Raw genomic sequence first — 19767 nt, 5'->3', positions numbered from 1 at the left:
CCCAAGACGATCCGGGTCGACAATGGCAGCGAGTTCATCTCGCGCGACCTCGGTCTGTGGGCCTACGCCAACGATATTACCCTGGACTTCTCACGCCCTGGCAAGCCCACCGACAATGGCTTTATCGAGGCGTTCAACAGCAAGCTCAGGTCGGAATGCCTGAACGCGCACTGGTTCATGAGCCTTGCGGACGCACAGGAAGAACTGGAGACTTGGCGTAGGCACTACAACGAGGACCGACCCCACAGCGCCATCGGATATAACGTCCCGATCGCCCTGCATTATCCCGGCGGCGCAGCCAGCCCGTCGCCGGACCAAGCCGGAAAACTCCAGCATCCGGCGGTCCAAGGTTAGGGAGCAGCGCACAAACCGGCAGACTCTCGTTATGATCGAGGGACCAACGGGGGGCAGGTCAAGTCAAATTTGAATGCCAGCGGTGCGGCACACGCAAAGTCATCCACAAACCGCGTGGCTGTTCAGACCTGACGTCTTAGAGGCACGAAATGGCGTCGAGCGTGTCGTCTGCCCGGTTTGAAGGCCGGGAGACAGTCGCAGCCGGTTCCGCATCAGCCACTGTGGCGCAGGGCGTATCAGTCACCTCTTGCCACCGGGCACTGACCCGCTCGGCCTCGTTCTGCAGTAATTCGATGAACCGTGCAGCGGCCGTGCTCATCGGGCTGCGAACCGGCTCGATCAACATCAGGTCAATATGCATGTCCGGCCCGGTGATCGGGTTGACGGTCAGCGCCCTGTGGCCACCATCCTCGGACATCATGATCGCGGGGAGGATCGATACCCAATCCGTTTGCCCGACGAAATCCAGGGTGCCCAGCATGGCATCCAGTTCAACGATCTGGTCGATGGCGACATCGTTGGCGGTGCAATAGCTCTCAATCGTATGGCGACGAATATTGTTGTGACCGGGCATGACCAACTTCAATGGTTCCAGATCGCGCAACCGCAGGGCCTTCAGTGGCACAAGCCCGCTGCCGGGACGTGACACCAGCACCTCGGGCGTGCGCACAAAGAACCGTCCGCGCACCCCGAGCGCCGTTGCACCGGCCGGCACGATGGCGCAGTTCAATTCACCGGTCTGAACCATCTGCGTCAGGCTGGCACTATATCCTTCGGTGATGCGTACATTCACGTTCGGAGACTGCTCGATGAAAGCTTTCAATGCCGGGGCCAAGATCCGGCTGGTGATCGTGGGCATCAGGCCGATGCGGATTTCGCCGGTTTCGCCCTTGGCAAAACGGGCGACATCAGCACGCGCCATGGCATGCAGCCGCAGCACCTGAAGGCAGTTGCGATACAGGCCTGCAGCGGCGGGTGTTGGCGTGACACCGCCGCGTTCGCGCAGAAACAGCTGCACCCCCAGCATGTATTCCAGATTGCGCATGTGCTGTGACACGCCTGACTGCGTAGCGTTTTCGCGCTGCGCGGCCGCGGTAAAGCTGCGCTCTTCGTAGGCGGCGACAAAGATGGACATATCTCGAAGACTACAGTGCATGGTAAATCCCTGTGTTCCTTACGAACTCGAGGTGCGCCAAGCCTGGCATGGCAAGGGCGGGCAGAACCGGTTCTGTGACCAACCGGGAGAGTGGCATGATGTATCACAAACGCACAACCGTTGATCAATAGCTAGTTCAGCGGCAGTTCGGCGGTCAAGTATCATTATGCCAGCCAGTAGATAATCTTCTAAGGCCTTTATATTTCAGCTTTTTTGAAAGGATCCTTGACACAACAGCCGTGCTTCGTGATATTTCAGATAACGGTTTGAAAGCCGCGCTGGCACTGCCGGTGCGGTCAGTCGAAAGCGCTGGGAGGCGTTGGCGGGTTCGGATCGGACGGCATCGACGGGGGGAGACGGACCATGCCACAGAAAATCGGCTTTATCGGTCTGGGCGTGCTGGGAAACGCCATCGCCCGCAATATTGTCGCGGGGGGACACCCGGTTCTGGGGTATGATCCGGCCCCCGATGCGCGGGCAGCCGCCGCGGCCGATGGCGTGACGATGGCCGCCGATGCCGACGAGATTGCGGCCGGCTGTAATCTGGTCTTCACCTGCCTGCCGCATGGCGGCGCGGTGCAGGCCGTGGCGGCAAACATGGCCGACACCCCCAACCCCGGACAGATTGTCGTCGACCTCAGCACGCTGTCCATCGCTGACAAGATGGCGGCGCGTGATGTCCTGGTCGGGGCAGGGCGACGGATGTTGGATTGCCCGGTCAGCGGGAACCGGATCATGGCTCTGGCCAAGGGTCTGACCGCGTTCTGCAGCGGCGCGCGTGCCGACTATGACGCCATGCGCGGCACGCTGCTGACCTTTTGCCGCAAGGAGCATTACGTCGGAGAGTTCGGGAACGGAACCAAGACCAAGCTTTGCGGCAATATCCTGAACCTGGTGCACAACACGGTTGCCGCCGAGGCGATGGTTCTGGCCATCAAGTCCGGCCTTGACCCCCAGATGTTTCATGAGGTCATCAGCGGCAGTGGATCCAGTTCCGGCATGTTCGAGGTGCGTGGCAAGCTGATGGCCGACAATGATTACGACAGGGAGGGCATGAACTTTTCGGTCCCCCTCAAGGATTCGCGCATCATCGCCGAACATGCCGCCAGCGTTGGCATGCCCATCCCGCTTTATCAGGCCGCGGTGCAGTTCTATCACGCGGCGGCGGCGCAGGGCTTGGCTCATCTGGATGCGGCCGCCGTGTGCCGGGTCATGGAGCGCAATGCCGCATGCGAGCGGATCGCATGACCGCCCTGGGCCCCTGTACCCGCATCACAAAGGCGCCCGTCAATGGTTCTTTCGATCCTTTCGGTCACGGCCCCTGTTCTGATCATCATTGCCCTGGGCTATCTTTGGGCGCGGATGCGGATGCCGTTCGACAACCCCACGATCGGCGCGCTGGTGCTGCGCATCGGTACGCCCTGCCTGATTTTCTCCAGCCTGACCAACGCGCAGATTGCGCTGGCGGACATGGGAACGATGGTGCTTGCGGCGGTGCTGGTGATCGGCGGATCAACGGTTCTGGGGGCGGTGACGCTGCGCATCGCGCGATTGCCGCTCCACACCTATCTGATGATCCCGATGCACGGCAATTCGGGCAACATGGGCCTGCCGCTGGCAGCGATGGTGTTCGGTCCCGAGGGGCTTGCCCTGGGCATCGCGTATTTCACCGTAGTGGCGATTTCGCAGAACACGTTGGGCCATGTGATCAGCGCGGGGCGGTTCGATCTGCGGTCCTTTGTGGGACAGCCGGTGGTTCATGCCAGCGTCGTCACCATCGCGGTGCTGCTAAGCGGCGTGGCGGTGCCGGCATGGTTGGCGCGCACGACGGAAATGCTGGCCGGGATGGTCATTCCGACCATGCTGCTGCTGTTGGGCGTGGCGCTGTCGCGGCTCAAGGTGGCGGATTTGCGGCTGGCTGCGGGCCTTTCGGTGATGCGGTTCGCCGTCGGTGCGCTGGCCGCGACGGTGATGATCGTAGCGATGCGGCTTGGCGGTGCCGAGGCCGGGGTCGTGTGGATCATGGCCACGATGCCTGCAGCCGCGGTGAACGTGCTGTTCGCCGAACGCTATGCGCGATCACCGGAAAAGGTGGCCGGCACGATCGTTGTCTCGACGGTGGCGACGTTGGCCGGTTTGCCGGTGATTGTCTGGATGGCGATGTGGATCGCCGCCTGACCCATGTCTCTCAAAGGAGTCTGTGATGACACCGACCCAGGCCGCGCCAAGCGGCATTCTGAACCGCCTGAACTTTAACTCGGTGGTGGCGCTGGGGTGCGTCCTGCTGGGTCTGGTGATCTGGCTTCTGATTCCCACCGAAGTAAAGGAACCACCAAGCTTTTTCGGGCGCCCCAGCGCCGGGATAAGCCCAAGGCTGTTCCCCGAGGTGATTGCCACGGGCATGATGATCATCGGTGCGTTCTACTTTGTTGCCAGCCTCAAGATGACGGAACTCAACGGGTTTCGGGGATTGTCGGTCTCCGCCTATGTCAACTTGTGCGTGATCCTGTTCGCGATGATCGCCTATGTCGTCTTGCTGCGGCCGCTTGGCTATGTCGCATCCAGCATGATGGTCGCAACGGCGATCTCGATTTACTACGGCTCGCGCAATGCGGTCGGTATCGGGATCACCGGGATCCTGGCACCTCTGGCGATTTATTTCCTGTTCACGCGATACCTTAACGTGTCGCTTCCACCATTTCCCTGGGGCTGATCCATGATCGAAATGCTGACTGAAGCCGCAATGATGCTGATGCGCGTCGATGTGATCGTAATGATCTCGGCCGGGATGGTGCTGGGGATGCTGGTGGGCGCCCTGCCGGGGTTCACCACGGTGATGGCGATGGCCATCGTGTTGCCGATATCGTTCTTTCTGGAACCTATCCTGGGCATCCCGTTTCTGATCGGGGTCTATAAAGGGGGCATCTTCGGCGGCAGTATCCCGGCGATCCTGGTGAATATTCCGGGGACCGGGGCATCGGTGGCAACCACGCTGGACGGCCCGGCAATGACCCGCAAGGGACAGTCGCGCAAGGCGCTGGAGATGGCGCTGGTCGCCTCTGCCATCGGCGATTTCCTGTCGTCCTTTGGCACCATCCTGGTGATCGGCCTGATCGCCACCTTTGCCCTGCTGATCGGTCCACCCGAAATTTCGGCAATCCTGATCCTCAGCCTGTTGGTCATCGTCGTGTCCAGTGCCGGCAGCTTCCTCAAGGGGATGGTCATGCTGCTGATCGGGATGTTTCTGGCCACGGTTGGCCAGGATCCCGTGGGGGCCATGGTCCGGTTCGATTTCGGATTTCATCCGTTGCAGGCTGGCATCGACCTGCTGCCGCTGATCATCGGCCTGTTCGCCATTCCCGAAATCCTGCTGGCGATCGAACAGCGTCACGCCAATGTCGTCGACGCAAGCCAGACCAAGGCGCAAGGCGACCGACTGACCTGGTCCGAGGTCAAGCGCTGTCGCCGGACGATCCTGCGCTCGACCGCAATCGGCGGGGTGATCGGCATGATCCCCGGCGTGGGGCAGGTGGTCGCCGCATTCATGGGCTATTCGGCGGCCAAGAACGCGTCGACCCACCCGGAAACCTTTGGCCACGGCGAACTGGAGGGCGTTGCCGCCCCCGAGGCGGCGAACAATGCGGTCAACGGTCCCACCATGGTGCCGCTGCTGACGCTGGGTATTCCAGGTGACAACATCACCGCGATCTTGCTGGGTGCCTTTGTGGCGCAGGGGTTGCGCCCCGGTCCGCAGCTGTTCGAGGAGCAGGGCGTGCTGGTCTATGCGATCCTGTTCTCGATGCTGATCGCGTGCGTACTCCTGCTGGTCATCGGCTATCTACTGACGCCGGTTTTCGCCCGCGTGGTCAGCATCAAAAAGGCCTATCTGGTGCCCCTGATGCTGCTGTTCGCGGTGGGCGGCACCTATGTCTATCGCTCGAACCCGATGGATCTGTATTTCATGATCGCGTTCGGCCTGTTCGGCTATGGCGCGCGCAAGCTGCGCTTTGATGTGACGCCGTTGGTCATGGGCTTTATCCTGACGCCGCCCCTTGAATACGCGCTGGCGCAGTCCGTGTTGCTGTCGCAGGGCAATCTGGTCGGATACCTCGTCAGCGATCGGCCCATCGCGGCAGTGGTTCTGGCGCTGACCCCTGTGTTGATTTTCTGGATCACCAACCGTCAGCGACGGCAGGACCGCCTGGCGCAGAAACGCGCGGCAGGCTGAGCGCCGCGGCGCATACGACCCAACCTGGAGGAGGAGAACGACAATGAATATGATGAAAACGATGATGTGGGGCATGGCAACGGCCCTTGGACTGGCCGGCGCGCCGGTGATGGCACAGACTTTCCCGGACCGTCCGATCACGATGATCATTCCGCTGGGGGCGGGGGGGTCGCATGATCTGATGGCGCGTGTGATGACCTCGGTTCTGCCGTCGGTCCTGGGGCAGCCGGTCGTCGTCCAGCTGATGCCTGGTGCCGGTGGTCAGACCGGGACCGCCGCCGCGGCCGCTGCGCCCGCCGATGGTTATACACTGCTGTTCACGCATAACTTCATCGATCAGCTGCAACAGTTCGTCACCGAACTGCCCTATGACCCGAACGAAGATTTCGTCACCGTCGTGCGCAGCAACACGGCGCAGCCCGTCCTGGTCGTGCGCGAGGACAGCCAGTTCGAGACGTTCGAGGATATGGTCACCTATGCGCAGGCCAACCCCGGCGCCCTGCGATTTGGCCACAGCGGCAACTGGGGTGCATTCATGGTGCCTGGCCTGGCGCTGATGCAAGAGGTCGGCGCCGATGTCACGCTGATCCCGTATCAGGGCGGTGGCCCCGCCATGCAGGCGGTGATGGCGGGTGATGTCGATTTCACCTTTGCCTTTCCGTCGGTCCTGACGGGTCAGGATCTGCGCGCGCTGCTGGTCGTGGGTGAGGATGCGATTGTCGAAGGTGTACCGACCACGTCGGAGCTGGGATATGATCTGGTGTCGGACATCGGTGTCATGCACCGGTCGGTCCTGGCCCCGGCTGGCACGCCCGAAGATCGTCTTGAGATCCTGCGCGCAGCCTTTGTGTCGATGAACGAAGACCCGACTTACCTGCAGTTGCTGGGCCGTCTTGAAGAAAATTCGGCCATGATGAGCGGGCCGGAGTTCAACGAAATGCGCGCCGAACAGGCCGTTGGATACAAAGCACTGGTTGAATCATTCACCCAGTGATGCTGATAGGACAGAACATGACGGGCGGTGCCATGTGGCGCCGCCCGTCATCTTTTGTTCAGGGGGTGTTGGTGTTCAGGCCGTCGACCAGGGTGTCATAGGCTGGATAAAGCCTCGTGAAATCCTGTGCCATCAGGTCCAGTCCTTCGCCCTGCGCCAGCAACGCGGCGGTCAGCCCGACATAGGCCGATGGCTGGCCCAGATTGTCGAACAGCGTGTGCGCCATCGCCAGATCCTTGGCCAGATTGGCGGTGACCGATCGGCCATCAAACGTTTCGCTGATGATATGATCGGGAAACCGCCGTTCGCTGACAAAGCTGCACGCGTTCCCGGCGTTCAGAACCGCAACCGCGCGGTCCAGGGAAATGCCTGCGCGCTCGGCTGCGCGGCAGCCTTCGGCAGTGGCCAGAAAGATCGTGTGGCAGATCATGTTGTGCACCAGCTTCATGGTATGCCCGGCCCCGATGGGGCCGACATGAAAGATCTGGCTCGCAATGCATGTCAGGGCCGTATTGGCCCTGTTCAGCGCGTCCGCCGGACCGCCAATCATCAGCGTCAAGCGCCCGGCCTGTGCGCCTGCTGCGCCGCCGCTCATTCCGGCGTCCAGATAGGCAACACCGCCATCCGCTGCGCGCGCGGCCATGGCCTGCGTGGCCACGGGGTCCGATGTCGTCATGTCGATCAGGACCCGGCCGGGCGGCCCCTGCAGCAGCCCCGCGTCGAACAGTCCGGCAATCTGCGCAGTGCCCGGCACGACCAGCAGGATGACATCGCACCCCGCCACTGCCTCTATTCCATGCGCCATGTCGCCAAACGCGCCAAGGGTCGTTGCATGGCTGTCGCAGACCGCGCCCAGCAGGCCCGCGTCCCGCAATGTCGCGGCGATGCCGCTGCCCATGTTGCCCAGTCCGACAACACCGCAGCGTGGCCCGGTGGGCGCGGTCATCCACCTGCTTTCTTGTCGGCCTCGATCATGTCGGCAAGCCGCGCGAGTGAGCTGTTCGACAAGGGCAGGTCGATGGGCTCGCCGGTTTCGGCCGACAGGTCGGCGGCGCGATAGGTCTCCATGACCATCCGCGCATGTTCGGGGGCGACCATCACCGGGCGGTCCAGCAATACGCTTTCCAGGAAATGCAGGGTTTCCGGCCCCATCTGTCCGGCAAACACATGGTCCACCTGTTCGCCCGGCATGGTCGACATGGGATACTGCGTGCCCTCGGACACGGTGTTCAGCCATTTGTCGCGATGCGTGTCATCCAGAAACAGCGCGCCCTCGGTGCCGGTGATCTCTATCCAGGTGGCGCAGAAATTGGGATAGCTGGGCGGCAGGTTCCACCCTCCGCCGACGACGACCAACATGCCGTTGTCCATCGTGACGGTGGTCCACATCGTGTCGTATGACCCGTTGACGTCCTTCATGTAGCCATAGGACCCCTGCGAATAGACCCGCACGGGCTTTGCAGGCTCCATCAGCCAGAACACGAAATCCAGGTCATGGGTCGATTCCATCACAGCAGGCGACAGCCGGGTGCGCGACGCGATCTTTTTGCCCAGTGACCGTGACAGATGGCGGCTGACCATCACGTTGACCACCCGGCCAAGGGTTCCATCGGTCACCTTTTTCTTGGCATAGGCGATCTTGGTGTTGAACCGCTGCGAATAGCCTATCGTGAATTTCACGTTGTTGTCCTGGGACAGCTTGATCAGGTGATCAGCTTCTCCGAACTCCATCGCGATCGGCTTTTCCAACAGCACATGCTTCCCCGCCTTGAGGCAGTCGCGCGCGATGGGGTAATGGGTCTGTTCGGGCGTGGTCGATATATAGACGACCGAAATGTCAGGGTTGGCGACGATATCCTGATAGTCCGTCGTCGCGGTGGCCGGATTGGTCAGAACGCGAACCTCCTCCAGACGCTCGGGCTTGATCTCGCAAATGTGCAGCTTGTCCACCAGGGCCGATCGGGCCAGCGTTTCCGCGCGGATCCCACCGCACCAACCGGTCCCGATAACGGCGACTTCGACCTGTTTCATCTGCTGCTCTCCCCTGCATGCTGTGCCGCCCGGAATGGTTCGGGCGGTCCGGTGAATTTACCGGGCCACGCGCAGCGGCGGTAATGATTTCTGCGGGTTGCAAAGATCAGCTTTCGTGATGCCGATCGCACAGCAGCGGGGCGGTTGTCTCCGGCACGGCCGTTTGCGCGCCGTTCATCACCACTGACAGCATGGTATAATAGCCGATGATGCCGAACAGGTCGATCACGCCCTGTTCGCCGAACAGCGCCAGCGCGCGGGCGTGGGTGGCATCATCCAGCCGCTTGTGGCGCAAAAGCTGATCGGTGGCACTGTGAACCACGGCCTCGTCGTCGCGGGCAAAGACAGGCTGCACCCCCTCGGCCATGGCCGCGATGACCCCGGCATCGATCCCCTCGCGCAAGGCGAGGGGCGCATGGATGGCCCATTCCACCGGCTGATCCCAATGGCGCGAGGTGCACAGGATGGCCAATTCGCTGAGGCGCTGGCCGATGGCGCTGCTGTAGCGCAGGTATGCGCCGACATGCTGCACCCGGTCCATCAGGTCGGGGCTGCGCATCAGCGGCACAAAGGGGCTGACGATGGCACTGCGCGGCCCGTCCAGCATGGGCTGCAACCGCGCGCGCTGTTCAGGGGTCCAGTCGGATTCCGGGATCGGGGGAAAGCGGTCGGTGCCCATGGTGATCATCCCAGCCCCTCCCACAAGGTCGCAAGGTCCTTGGTGGCATCGATATCGGGCAGGGGCGCGGCCACGGCATAGCGCCCACCGCTGAACAACAGCGGACTTGCGGCGTCATCGAAGCTGGCGCGGACCACCCGGCCGATCATGATGGCGTGATCACCCGCCTCGACGATCTGATGCAGGTCGCATTCAAACAGCGCCAAGGTGTCGTCCAGCACCGGACAGCCGCCATGCCCGGCGGAATGGCCGATATCGGCGAACTTGTCGGGGCTGGGCGTAGCGAAATGATGCGACAGCGCAGCTTGTTCCTGGGTCAGGATGTTGATCGCAAACACCCCCGCGGCGGTGAACGCGGGCAGGGTGACGGCCTCGTTGCGGATGCTCCACAAGATCAGCGGCGGATCAAGCGACACCGCGGAAAACGAATTGGCCGTCATCCCCTCGCGGCGGCCATCGGCGGTGCAGGTGGTGATAACGGTCACACCAGTGGTGAACCGCCCCAGTGCCTGGCGAAACAGGCGCGCGTCCGGGGCGGGCTGGCTGTCAAAGCTTAGGGATATACGGGTCATCGGTTCCTCGCAGTCGAGAGTCATGCGATTGTTTCAGGTTCGCGGCGCAAGGGGAAACAACGATTTCTGTTGTCAGGCATTAGCCTGGCTTGCGGCTGATGGCTGCCAGCCGGAATTATAATTTCAAATGACGACGGCACGGCTTTAGGCTGGCACCGACGGGGCCGGACTGTGACACACTGATCCCGAATTGGCGGGCGGCTCCGGGCGCGCGCGTCACACACAGCATTGAGGAATATCCAGCAATGGCACGGGTTTTTTCAGCGCAGCGGCTGACCGATTTCGCCGCCGCCATCCTTCATGCCGAAGGCGTGCCCCAGACGGATGCCGCAACCATCGCGGGCCTGATGGTCGAGGCCGATCTGCTGGGTGGCGATGGTCACGGCCTGTTTCGCCTGCCCCGCTATTGCGAGCGGCTGCGCGCCGGGGGGTGCAATGCCACGCCAGATATCCGCATCGACAAGGAACGCGGCGCGATGGCCGTGGTGGACGGCGACAATGGTTTTGGCCATCTGGTCATGAAGTTCTGTGCCGATGAGGCTGTGAAACGGGCCAGGACCCACGGGATCGGCTGGGTGGGTGCGCACCATTCGAACCACGCGGGGGCGGCGGGGGTCTATGCGATGATCCCGTTGGCGCATGACATGATCGGGCTGTATGTCGCCGTGGGCAGCGCCAACCACATGGCGCCCTGGGGCGGGCTGGAGGCGTTGCTGAGCACGAACCCGATCGCCGTGGCCCTGCCCGCGACGGGGCGACAGCCGGTATTGCTGGACATGGCGACGACGGTTGCCGCCTATGGCAAGGTCAAGCTGGCGGCGCAGCGCGGAGAGACGATGCCGCCCGACTGGATGATTGACGCCGACGGGAACCCGTTGACCGACCCCTTGCGCGCCGCCGAGGGGTTGTTGATGCCCATCGGCGGGCCGAAGGGTTATGGTCTGTCGCTGATCTTTGGTTTGCTGGCAGGGACGCTGAACGGCGCCGCGTTTGGGCGCGATGTAATCGATTACAACACGGACGATGACAGCGTTTCGAACACCGGACAATTCATCGTTGCCATCGATATTGCCAGCTTTACCGACCTGGATCATTTCAAGGCAGAGATCGCGCGGATCGGCGACGAGATGACCGGATCGGCCCTGCGCCCGGGGTTCGACGCGATCCGCATGCCGGGCGAGCGCGCGCTTTCGGTGCGCGATGAGCGGTTGGCACGCGGAATCCCGGTGCCCGATGCCGTCGTCGCGAAACTGGACGACATGGCGCGGGCCTGCGGCGTGCCCCCCCTGCAGGAAGGAAACGCCTGACCGCCAAGATGGCATAGGTCCGCAAGCGTGGCGACATTCACGCCGTTGGGCGGCGCCATGGCGTCGTCATAAAATCGTTTTGAAATAATAAGATGTGCAACGCCACATCTGCGATAAGCCGTTCATCATCGTTACAGGCGGCGTTTCAGGGCCGCCGCTCTACCTTACCGATTGAAACCGCCTTCATCCCTCAGGATCACGTGCATGCTTTGACAATTCAGGCGATGATGCGGTCCTGATGGTGTTCATCCATGGCGCGGGCAAAGTGACGCACCCGTGTCAGGGGTGTGGCGAAACCATTGTGCATTCGCCACGCGCGATCGCGCGCAGCCGGGACGGCAAACACAGGCCCGGCCGGACAGCATGCACCATCGGTCCTTGTATTGCCTCGGGGCATCGAAATTCTCCTTTTACACACGAATTGAATGGCTTGTGCGGTTTGGCATGGGGCATTGGGTGCTGCCGCCTTCCCAGCCTGGGCGGGGCCGGCGCAGTTCGTGCCGTTTGAAAATCTGTCCGCGGCAGTTGAGGTGGTATCCGGTGTCGCCCACGATGCTGTGGCCCGAACGGGCTGCGAGGCATGTCCGCTTTCGGCTGCGTTTATGGCAGGTTTCACGGTTTGGACGCCGCTGACACCAGCGGTGACCCGGGCCGTCCAGGTTGACCATGCCCTGCACTGATCGCGGCCAACAGATCTTTTAATTTCCGGGCAGCTTTGGCCATGCCTATCGTTACCGTCAACTGAATGGGGGAGGGGAAACGATGGCGATCAGAAATGAAATCGGGCTGGCAATCGTTGGATGCGGCACGATCGGGCGCATTCGTGCAATCATCGCGCGCGATTATCCGGGTATCAGCTGGCTGGGCCTGTGCGACATCAACCGCGATCTGGGCGAAAAGCTGAAAACCGACAGCGAAGCCGACTTCTTCACGACCGATTTTCAGGAGCTTCTGAACCGCCCCGAAGTGACCGCCGTGATCGTCGCCACCGACGAGAACAACCACGCCGCCCCGATCCTGGCCGCCACCGAGCGCAAGCAGGCGCTGTTCATCGAAAAGCCGATTGCGACCGATGCGCGGGAATCGCTCCAAATCCTGCGTGCGATCGAGGCGTCGGGCGTCGATGCCGTGATGGGATACACGCAACGCTTTCGCCGCCGGTTTCTGGCCGTCAAGGAGCGCCTCATCACCGGGCAGATCGGGGATGTCCATTCCGTCGTCACCCGCGCCTTCATGAACCGGATGGTGCCGATCGCCACGGTGGCGCGCACCCAGAACCGACGCAATCTGACGCCGATGGTGGTGTCGGGCACGCACTCGCTGGACATGTCCATGTGGCTGATGGAGGGCAAGACGCCCGTTTCCGTCTATGCCAAATCCACCGACAAGGTGATGTCGCGCTGGGGTACCAAGGATTCGACGTTCGGCATCTTTGAAATGGATGACGGGACGATCTTTTCCATGAACATCTCCTGGGCCCTGCCCGAGGTCTGGCCCGGGTCGGTCTATGGTCTGGAGATCGGCATCGTCGGCACCGAGGGTGTGATCGACATCGAGGACACCCACCGCGATCTGGTGATGGCCACCAACGTGGCCCAGGGCGGCGGCTATGTGCCCGATGGCTATACCCCGCCGGCCCGCCACGTTGATTTCCTGACCAGCTATCCGCCCGGCGATCTACATCTGTCACAGCTTTGGGGGCCGATGCGCGAAGAAACCGTCAGCTGGTATCAACGTCTGTGCATGAACCAGCCGACCCCCCATGCCACCGCGCAGGACGGGCATCGCAACCTGGTTTTGACCATGGCGATGGATCTGTCAGCGCGGCGTGGCCAGCCCGTGCGCCTGCCCGTCGATCCTGAAGAGCTGATGGCCGACGACTGACGACCCTGAACCCTGCAATCACGATGGCGGGCGGTCGGCCCGGTCATTCGCCCAACAGACAGCGGAGAGCACTATGGAACTTGGATTTTTCACCATGCCGATCCATCCTTTGGAAAAGGATTGGCGCCAGTGCATGCGCGAGGACCAGGAGGCCTTTGTCTTGGCCGATGAGCTTGGCTTTGCCGAAGGGTATGTGGGCGAACATGTCACCGATCTGGCCGAGAACATAACGTCCTGCATGATCTTCATCGCCACGCTGGCCAGCCGGGTGAAAGGCATGCGGTTGGGCACCGGTACGGTGAACCTGCCCAACACCCATCCGGCCCATGTCGCAGCGCAGGTCGCGATGCTGGATCATCTGCTGGACGGGCGATTGATCTTCGGGATCAGCCCCGGCGGCCTGCTTTCGGACGCTGAGATATTCGGCAATCTAGACAATGACCGCAACGCCATGTTCCTGGAATCGATCGACATGATCCTGTCGATCTGGACGAAGGATGCCCCCTATGACCTGAACGGGCGGTTCTGGAACGTGTCGACCGCGCGCACCCTGATGGCCGAGATCGGGCAGGGCATCGTCGGCAAGCCCATGCAGCGCCCGCATCCGCCCATCGTGGTGACGGCGGTCGCACCGTTCTCGAAGGGGGTGACGGCTGCGGCGGCGCGGGGGTGGGACCCGATTTCGGCGAACTTCCTGATGCCGAAATGGGTGGCTTCGCACCGGCAGTGCTATATCGACGGTTGCGTTCAGGGCGGGCGCACCGCTGATCTGGCCAACTGGCGCGTCGCCAAGAGCATTTTCGTGTCCGAAGACCCCGCGCAGGCCCGCGAGTATGTAATGGGGCCGAACAGCCCCTATCTGTACTACTATCGGCAGTTGCTGACAAAGCTGGTCAAGAACGGCCGTGCCAATCTGTTCAAGGAAGACCAGAGCATGCCCGACGAGGCCGTCACGCTGGAGCATGTGATGGACCGGCTGGTGACATTCGGCACCCCCGACAAGGTCGCGGATGAGTTGTTGGCCTTTCGCGAACTGACCGGCCAATTCGGCACCCTGCTTTATGCCGGGCATGACTGGGTCGATACCGATCTGGCGCGTCGGTCGAAAATCCTGATGGCGGAAAAGGTTCTGCCGCTTATCAATGACGCCGAAAAGAACAAGGCGGAGGCCGCAATATGACACGTGACACCCTGAAATCAGGCGATACAACCCTGTCGATCCGGATCGACGGCGATGCGGACAAGCCGTGGATCGTTCTGTCGAACTCGCTGGCGACCGATCTGCACATGTGGGACGACCAGATCGCGCTACTGTCGCAGACCCACCGGATCGTGCGCTATGACACCCGCGGCCATGGCCAGAGCGGGGTTCCGGACGGGCCCTATGATTTCGACATGCTGGTGGGCGACATGCTGGCCGTGCTGGACCATGTGGGTGCGGACACCGCCGATGTCATGGGCCTGTCGCTGGGGGGCATGACGGCGCTTGGCCTTGGGCTGACCCATCCCGGACGGGTGCGGCGCATGGTGGTGTGCGATGCGCGCGCCGACAATCCGCCGCCCTTTGTCAGTGGCTGGGACGACCGGATCGCACTGATCGAAAATGGCGGCATGGAGGCCATCGCACCCGGCACGCTGGATCGGTGGTTCACGGACACCGTGACGCCCGATGTGGTGGCGCGTGCGAATGCGATGATCTGTGGCACGCCGGTTGCGGGCTATGTCGCATGTGCCCGCGCGCTTCAGGGGCTTGGCTATCTGGGGCATCTGCATAACCTGTACCTTCCGGTGCTGTATGTCGTCGGGGAGGAGGACCACGCCGCACCGGTTGCCGCGATGCAGGGCATGACCGATGCCACGCCAGGCGCGACACTGACGGTGTTGCCCGGTCTTGCCCATGTACCCAACATGCAGGACCCCGCCGCCTTTGGCGCGGCCGTGCTGCCATGGCTGCGCGGATAGGGGCGGGACCAGCATGTTGAACATTGCGATCATCGGTTTCGGATGGTGGGGCCGTCACATCCTGACCCGCCTGCAGGGGCATGACGCCCTGAATGTACTCAGCGTGGCCGAACCCAATGCTGCACTGCATGACGATATCACCGCGCTTGGCGCCCGTGCCGTGGCCAGTTTCGAAGAGGTTCTGGCCGATCCTGCGGTGCAGGCCGTCATTCTGACCACGCCCCATATGCTTCATGAGGAACAGGTGCGCGCCGCCGCCGCCGCAGGAAAGCACGTATTCTGCGAAAAGCCGCTGGGCATGAACGCGGCCAGTGCGCGCCGGTCGGTGGCGGCCTGTCGCGCGGCGGGTGTCGTGCTGGGCATCGGGCACGAACTGCGCTTTGACCCGGCGATGCAGCGCTTGAAGTCGCTGGTGGCAGGCGGCGATCTGGGCACGATCATGCACGCCGAGGCCGCGTTCAGCCATAACAAGCTGACCGGTGTGCCGACGGGCGGCTGGCGCACATCAAAAGAGCTGTCGCCCGGCGCGGGCATGACCGGCATGGGTATTCACCTGAGCGATCTGATGATCTGGCTGTTCGGCCCTGTCGCTTCGGTTCAGGCGCAGGTCCGAGACCGTACGCTTGGCTGGCCTACTGGCGATATGGTTGTGGTGCAGCTGGGGTTTGAGGCGGGCAACACCGCGCATTTTCAGGCCATTCTGAACACCCCGCATTTCATGCGCTTTGCCGTGTTCGGATCCGAGGGTTGGGCCGAGGCGCGCTATACCAGCCACCCCGACACCCCCGGTGGCCGGATATTGTGGGAGCATTGCGCCAAGGGCGGCTCTCCGCAGCAAGAGGTTCTGGAATGGAGCGATGCCGTCGTCGCCAACCTGTCTGCCTTTGCGACAGCGGTGGCAGGGGCCAAGGCCTATCCCTGGAGTGACGAGGAGCTGATTGGCAATATCGCGGTATACGAGGCGATCGTGGCGTCAGCGGACAGTGGTGAGACCGTCAGACTAAGCTGATCGATCACCCTACCAGCACACCACCCGAGACAAGGCGCCGATGATCCGGCGCCTTGTCTGTTTTTTGGTTCAGGCGGTCGGCAAGGACCAACCGGCATCGGCAAGCCGCTTGCGCAGGCTGTCCAGGTCGGCCTGGGGCAGGGCGTCCAGCGGCGGGCGCAGGGTCGACATGCTGGCCTCGTTCATTTCGGCCCCCAACAGCGCCTTGACTGCAGGGATCAACGGATAGGACGAAACGATCGCGCGCACGTCGGCCACCTGCTTTTGCAGCGCGTCTGCATCGGGCGTGCCAAGCGCATCGATCAGCGAGCGGATGCCACGCGGGTTCACGTTCCCCGAGGCCGTGATGCACCCGACGCCACCCAGGGCGTGCGATTTGACCAGCATGCCCTCTGATGACGGAAAAATGCTGAAGTTCGGAAAGCGGTGCAGCATCGCTTCGGTGTTCGCCCAGTCGCCCGAGCTGTCCTTGATACCCAGAACCGTGTCGGGATAATCGCGGATCAACCGTTCGATCAGATCATGCGGAATGCCCACGCCGGTGTTTTGCGGAATATGATACAGCCACAGCCCCAGATCGGCGGAGCCGATCGTTTCTATGACGGTGGAATACCACGCATAAAGGCCGTCAACCGAGACCGGTTTGTAATAGAACGGCGGCAGCGCCAGCACCCCCCCACAGCCCAGCGACAGGGCATGTCTGGTCAGTGCCACGGTATCGACCAGCGACGGCATGCCAACGCCGGGCATCAGCACGTCCGCAGGCACCCCGGCGGCCACGACATCCTCTAGCAATGCCATCCGCTCAGCGATGCTGAGCGAATTCGCCTCACTGGTGGTCCCGAACACCGCCAGTCCGTCGGCGCCATTGGCCAACAGCCATTTGCACAGTTTCACGAACGCCGCGCTGTCCGGGGACAGATCAGCGTTAAAGGGGGTGATTGCCGGCACAAGAAGCCCGCGGAATTGTTTGGCCATGGGGTTTGTCCTCTCAAAGATCTGGGCAGCCGGGATACGGGCCGCGCACGGGTCGGTTCGGGGCGGTCCTGTGGCCCTGGCACCCTTGGCTATGGATATGTGAGAGGCTGCGTCGTTCTGTCAACTGAAATATCACAGTTGACAAAACACCTTGTGATATTCTTACTTGTAACTGTCCCGCTGCTGTCGATAGAGAGGCGAAAGCAGTGTTTTTCGTTGAAAGGTAGTTTCAGGACCATGGATACAACAGGTCAGCCCCGCGATCTTGCCAGAGACTCTGTATATCAGAAGCTGCGTTCCGACGTGCTTTCATGCGAACTGCGCCCTGGTCAGCTTTTGCGTGAACGTGACCTGGTCGGGCGTTTCGACGTCAGCAAATCACCGATCCGCGACGCCCTTTTGAAGCTTGAGGGACAGGGTCTGATCGAGGTGTTGCCGCGCAAGGGCTATCGCGTGCGCCGCATCGATGTCAGCGATGTGCGCGACATGTACGGGCTGCGCCAGATTCTTGAGCGGGAATGCATCGTCCTGATGATTGAATCTGCAACGCCCTCCGTTCTGGAGGGCCTCGAGGCGTTTCGCGCCGCACCACCCAGCCCCGATCTGACCACCTGGATCGACTATAACCGTGCCTTTCACAGCTATATCGCGCTGAACTGCGGCAACGCCCGTCTGGCGCAGATCACGCAAGAGATGATCGAACAGTTCGACCGCTTTACCTATGTCAGCGTGACCAGTTCGGACGATATGTCGCTGGATCTGTTCGTGCGCGAACATGGCGAAATCATCGACGCGATCCGCGCGGGCAACAAGCGGCTGGCCGTCGCACACGCCCGCGACCACATCCAAAGCTCGCGCAAGCGCGTGCTGGACAGTCTGCAGAATGCATCAATCGTCGATACGAACCCCGCACCTCGATAAGCCGAACCCCGCAAAGGAAACTCTGCCATGACCACCGACACCCATGACGACTGGCCTGCCGAACTGATCGAGGACATGAATGCCAACCGCCATAGCGCAGTCGTCGGCAGCGTGCTGGTGTCGGAAACCGATGCGGTTCGGGTGTGGCACCTGCATCTGCCGGCCGGAAAGCGCTGCGCGTTTCACCGCCATGTGCTGAACTATTTCTGGACGTGCCACAGTCACGGCACCGCGCGCGGGTATTTCGAGGATGGCCGTGTCAAGGATGTGACCCATTTCCCGGGCGACACCAGGCATTTCGTATTCGGCCCGGACGAATACCTGCTGCACAGCGTGGAGAACATCGGTGAAACCGATCTGTTGTTCACCACGGTCGAGTTCAAGGACAGCGCCAATCAGCCGTTGCCTGTTCCCGACAGCGTCCGTCTGTCCACCGCCGCCTGAGCCCTGCAACCTAAGGAAACCATAGATGTACGCACCTCCCGGAGTGACAACCGGCCCTGCCGTCACCGTGCCCGAGACCATGAAGGCATGGGTTCTGGGCGATCCCGAGCAACTGACCCGCATCGACAAGCCGACACCTGTGCCCAGCCGTGCCGAAGTGCTGGTCCGGATCGACGCCGTTGCCATCTGTGCCACGGATCTTGATGTGATCTCGTCCGGTCCGCCCGCGATCATCGAAGGTGGGTTGCCGTTCAACAAGAATTTCACGCCGGGCCATGAATACATGGGCACGGTCGCGGCCCTTGGACCGGGCGTTGACGAATTTGCCGTAGGCGACCGGGTGACGGTGGAAATCCATGCCGGCTGCGGTCAGTGCAAGCGTTGCCGGATGGGCATGTATACCTCCTGTCTGAACTACGGCAAGAATTATGGCGATGTGAACAAGGGGCATCGCGCCAACGGGTTCACGACCAACGGCGGTTTTGCTTCCTATGCCGTGAACAACATCAACACGCTAATCAAGATCGCCGACACCATGAGCGATGAGGAAGCAACCCTTGTGGTGACCGCCGGCACGTCGATGTACGGCCTGACGGAACTGGGCGGGCTGATCGCCGGCGAGGCGGTGGTGGTGTGTGGCCCCGGCCCGATCGGACTGCTGGGAGCTGCCGTGGCAAAGTCACTGGGCGCTGATCCTGTTATCCTGACGGGAACGCGCGACAACCGATTGGCGGTGGGGCGCGAATTGGGGGCGGATTACGTCATCAACGTGCGCAACGAAGACCCTGTCGCAGCCGTCATGGCGCTGACCGATGGCAAGGGTGTGGACTATGTGCTGGAATGTTCCGGTGCACCGGGTGCCATCGACGTTGCAGGTCGCATGTTGAATCGCGGTGGCAAGATCTGTCTGGCGGCCTTTCCGCACGACCCCGATCTGGTCGATGTGGCTTATCTGGTGCGCAACAACATCTATGTTTACGGCATTCGGGGCGAAGGCAAATCGGCCACTCATCGGGCCCACGCCTTTATGGCCGCAGGGCGATTCGATGCGACGAAAATTCATACCCATACCTTTGATATGGAGGAATTGCCCGAGGCCTTGCGCTATGCCCGTGAGAGGGTTGAGGACGCAATCAAGGTTGTCGTAAAGAATAAGAAATAAAGAAACCAACACTGTCTTCACCGCTGGTGAATTGCCTGCAAATAAGAAGTCGTGGCTTCTAGTGTGGTAATATTCAGGCGCCTTCC

At 61.9% G+C, this 19767-nt stretch carries 20 protein-coding genes; 14 read left to right on the top strand and 6 right to left on the bottom strand.

All coding sequences use genetic code 11. The features are described 5' to 3' along the window. The coding region (locus ACJJVR_RS10745) for an integrase core domain-containing protein (RefSeq protein WP_405404413.1) at window positions 1-354 on the top strand (354 nt) is incomplete at its 5' end. Between the two features lie 136 nt (window positions 355-490). Here the strand turns inward: ACJJVR_RS10745 and ACJJVR_RS10740 are convergent. After that, window positions 491-1489, bottom strand: coding sequence for a LysR family transcriptional regulator (locus ACJJVR_RS10740; RefSeq protein WP_405404412.1), 999 nt, complete (start codon window positions 1487-1489; stop codon window positions 491-493). 384 nt (window positions 1490-1873) lie between these two features. On the opposite strand from ACJJVR_RS10740, the gene ACJJVR_RS10735 reads away from it, so the two are divergent. The 5 genes from ACJJVR_RS10735 to ACJJVR_RS10715 are packed head-to-tail and all read left to right on the top strand — an operon-like array spanning window position 1874 to window position 6732. After that, window positions 1874-2758 carry an NAD(P)-dependent oxidoreductase gene (locus ACJJVR_RS10735; RefSeq protein ID WP_405404410.1) on the top strand — a complete coding sequence of 295 codons (885 nt, stop codon included), beginning with the start codon at window positions 1874-1876 and terminating at the stop codon, window positions 2756-2758. A 42-nt stretch (window positions 2759-2800) separates the two neighbouring features. Next, window positions 2801-3688: an AEC family transporter gene (locus ACJJVR_RS10730; RefSeq protein ID WP_405404409.1), complete on the top strand. Its 888-nt coding sequence runs from the start codon at window positions 2801-2803 to the stop codon at window positions 3686-3688. A gap of 25 nt (window positions 3689-3713) precedes the next feature. Then, the gene (locus ACJJVR_RS10725; protein WP_405404407.1) at window positions 3714-4223 is read left to right on the top strand and encodes a tripartite tricarboxylate transporter TctB family protein; all 510 of its coding nucleotides are present in this window, start codon (window positions 3714-3716) and stop codon (window positions 4221-4223) included. A 30-nt stretch (window positions 4224-4253) separates the two neighbouring features. Next, window positions 4254-5738, top strand: a complete 1485-nt coding sequence (locus tag ACJJVR_RS10720; RefSeq protein WP_405404405.1) for a tripartite tricarboxylate transporter permease — start codon at window positions 4254-4256, stop codon at window positions 5736-5738. A gap of 43 nt (window positions 5739-5781) precedes the next feature. Next, window positions 5782-6732 carry a Bug family tripartite tricarboxylate transporter substrate binding protein gene (locus tag ACJJVR_RS10715; RefSeq protein ID WP_405404403.1) on the top strand — a complete coding sequence of 317 codons (951 nt, stop codon included), beginning with the start codon at window positions 5782-5784 and terminating at the stop codon, window positions 6730-6732. A 58-nt stretch (window positions 6733-6790) separates the two neighbouring features. Here the strand turns inward: ACJJVR_RS10715 and ACJJVR_RS10710 are convergent, their stop codons facing one another. The 4 genes from ACJJVR_RS10710 to ACJJVR_RS10695 all read right to left on the bottom strand — a co-directional run bounded on the left by ACJJVR_RS10710 (window position 6791) and on the right by ACJJVR_RS10695 (window position 10014). Continuing rightward, on the bottom strand, window positions 6791-7678 hold the full coding sequence (locus tag ACJJVR_RS10710) for an NAD(P)-dependent oxidoreductase (protein WP_405404402.1): 888 nt from the start codon (window positions 7676-7678) through the stop codon (window positions 6791-6793). Further along, the gene (locus ACJJVR_RS10705) at window positions 7675-8763 is read right to left on the bottom strand and encodes a Gfo/Idh/MocA family protein (RefSeq protein WP_405404401.1); all 1089 of its coding nucleotides are present in this window, start codon (window positions 8761-8763) and stop codon (window positions 7675-7677) included. Before ACJJVR_RS10705 ends, ACJJVR_RS10710 begins: the two co-directional genes overlap by 4 nt. A 106-nt stretch (window positions 8764-8869) precedes the next feature. Continuing rightward, complete coding sequence (locus ACJJVR_RS10700) at window positions 8870-9451, bottom strand: carboxymuconolactone decarboxylase family protein (RefSeq protein WP_405404398.1); 582 nt, start codon at window positions 9449-9451, stop codon at window positions 8870-8872. Further along, window positions 9448-10014 (bottom strand): flavin reductase family protein, encoded by a 567-nt coding sequence (locus ACJJVR_RS10695; protein ID WP_405404397.1) that lies wholly within the window; start codon window positions 10012-10014, stop codon window positions 9448-9450. The genes ACJJVR_RS10700 and ACJJVR_RS10695 overlap by 4 nt, the downstream gene beginning before the upstream one ends. A 245-nt stretch (window positions 10015-10259) precedes the next feature. Here ACJJVR_RS10695 and ACJJVR_RS10690 point away from each other — a divergent pair, with 245 nt between their 5' ends. The 5 genes from ACJJVR_RS10690 to ACJJVR_RS10670 all read left to right on the top strand — a co-directional run bounded on the left by ACJJVR_RS10690 (window position 10260) and on the right by ACJJVR_RS10670 (window position 16176). Next, a complete protein-coding gene (locus ACJJVR_RS10690; RefSeq protein WP_405404396.1) occupies window positions 10260-11321 on the top strand; it encodes an Ldh family oxidoreductase in 1062 nt (353 codons plus the stop codon). A gap of 762 nt (window positions 11322-12083) precedes the next feature. Then, complete coding sequence (locus tag ACJJVR_RS10685) at window positions 12084-13205, top strand: Gfo/Idh/MocA family protein (protein ID WP_405404394.1); 1122 nt, start codon at window positions 12084-12086, stop codon at window positions 13203-13205. Between the two features lie 73 nt (window positions 13206-13278). Continuing rightward, entirely contained in the window at window positions 13279-14385 is a 1107-nt protein-coding gene (locus tag ACJJVR_RS10680; protein ID WP_405404393.1) for an LLM class flavin-dependent oxidoreductase, read from the top strand. Beyond that, complete coding sequence (locus tag ACJJVR_RS10675; protein WP_405404391.1) at window positions 14382-15167, top strand: alpha/beta fold hydrolase; 786 nt, start codon at window positions 14382-14384, stop codon at window positions 15165-15167. Before ACJJVR_RS10680 ends, ACJJVR_RS10675 begins: the two co-directional genes overlap by 4 nt. A 13-nt stretch (window positions 15168-15180) precedes the next feature. After that, window positions 15181-16176, top strand: a complete 996-nt coding sequence (locus ACJJVR_RS10670; RefSeq protein ID WP_405404389.1) for a Gfo/Idh/MocA family protein — start codon at window positions 15181-15183, stop codon at window positions 16174-16176. Between the two features lie 69 nt (window positions 16177-16245). On the opposite strand, the gene ACJJVR_RS10665 is transcribed toward ACJJVR_RS10670, so the two are convergent. Next, window positions 16246-17154, bottom strand: coding sequence for a dihydrodipicolinate synthase family protein (locus ACJJVR_RS10665; RefSeq protein ID WP_405404387.1), 909 nt, complete (start codon window positions 17152-17154; stop codon window positions 16246-16248). A gap of 237 nt (window positions 17155-17391) precedes the next feature. Here ACJJVR_RS10665 and ACJJVR_RS10660 point away from each other — a divergent pair, with 237 nt between their 5' ends. Genes ACJJVR_RS10660 through ACJJVR_RS10650 form a run of 3 tightly spaced genes read left to right on the top strand, consistent with a single transcriptional unit; the run spans window position 17392 to window position 19681 of the window. Beyond that, window positions 17392-18075 (top strand): GntR family transcriptional regulator, encoded by a 684-nt coding sequence (locus ACJJVR_RS10660; protein ID WP_405404463.1) that lies wholly within the window; start codon window positions 17392-17394, stop codon window positions 18073-18075. Window positions 18076-18102: 27 nt separating this feature from the next. Continuing rightward, window positions 18103-18519, top strand: coding sequence for a hypothetical protein (locus ACJJVR_RS10655; protein ID WP_405404385.1), 417 nt, complete (start codon window positions 18103-18105; stop codon window positions 18517-18519). 25 nt (window positions 18520-18544) lie between these two features. Further along, the gene (locus tag ACJJVR_RS10650) at window positions 18545-19681 is read left to right on the top strand and encodes a zinc-binding dehydrogenase (protein WP_405404384.1); all 1137 of its coding nucleotides are present in this window, start codon (window positions 18545-18547) and stop codon (window positions 19679-19681) included. Window positions 19682-19767: the final 86 nt, after the last annotated feature.

The organism is Paracoccus sp. Ld10 (assembly GCF_045064235.1).
Taxonomy (GTDB): Bacteria; Pseudomonadota; Alphaproteobacteria; order Rhodobacterales; family Rhodobacteraceae; genus Paracoccus.
Note: the sequence above shows the minus strand (reverse complement) of the source record. Positions and strands in the feature narration are given on the sequence as shown.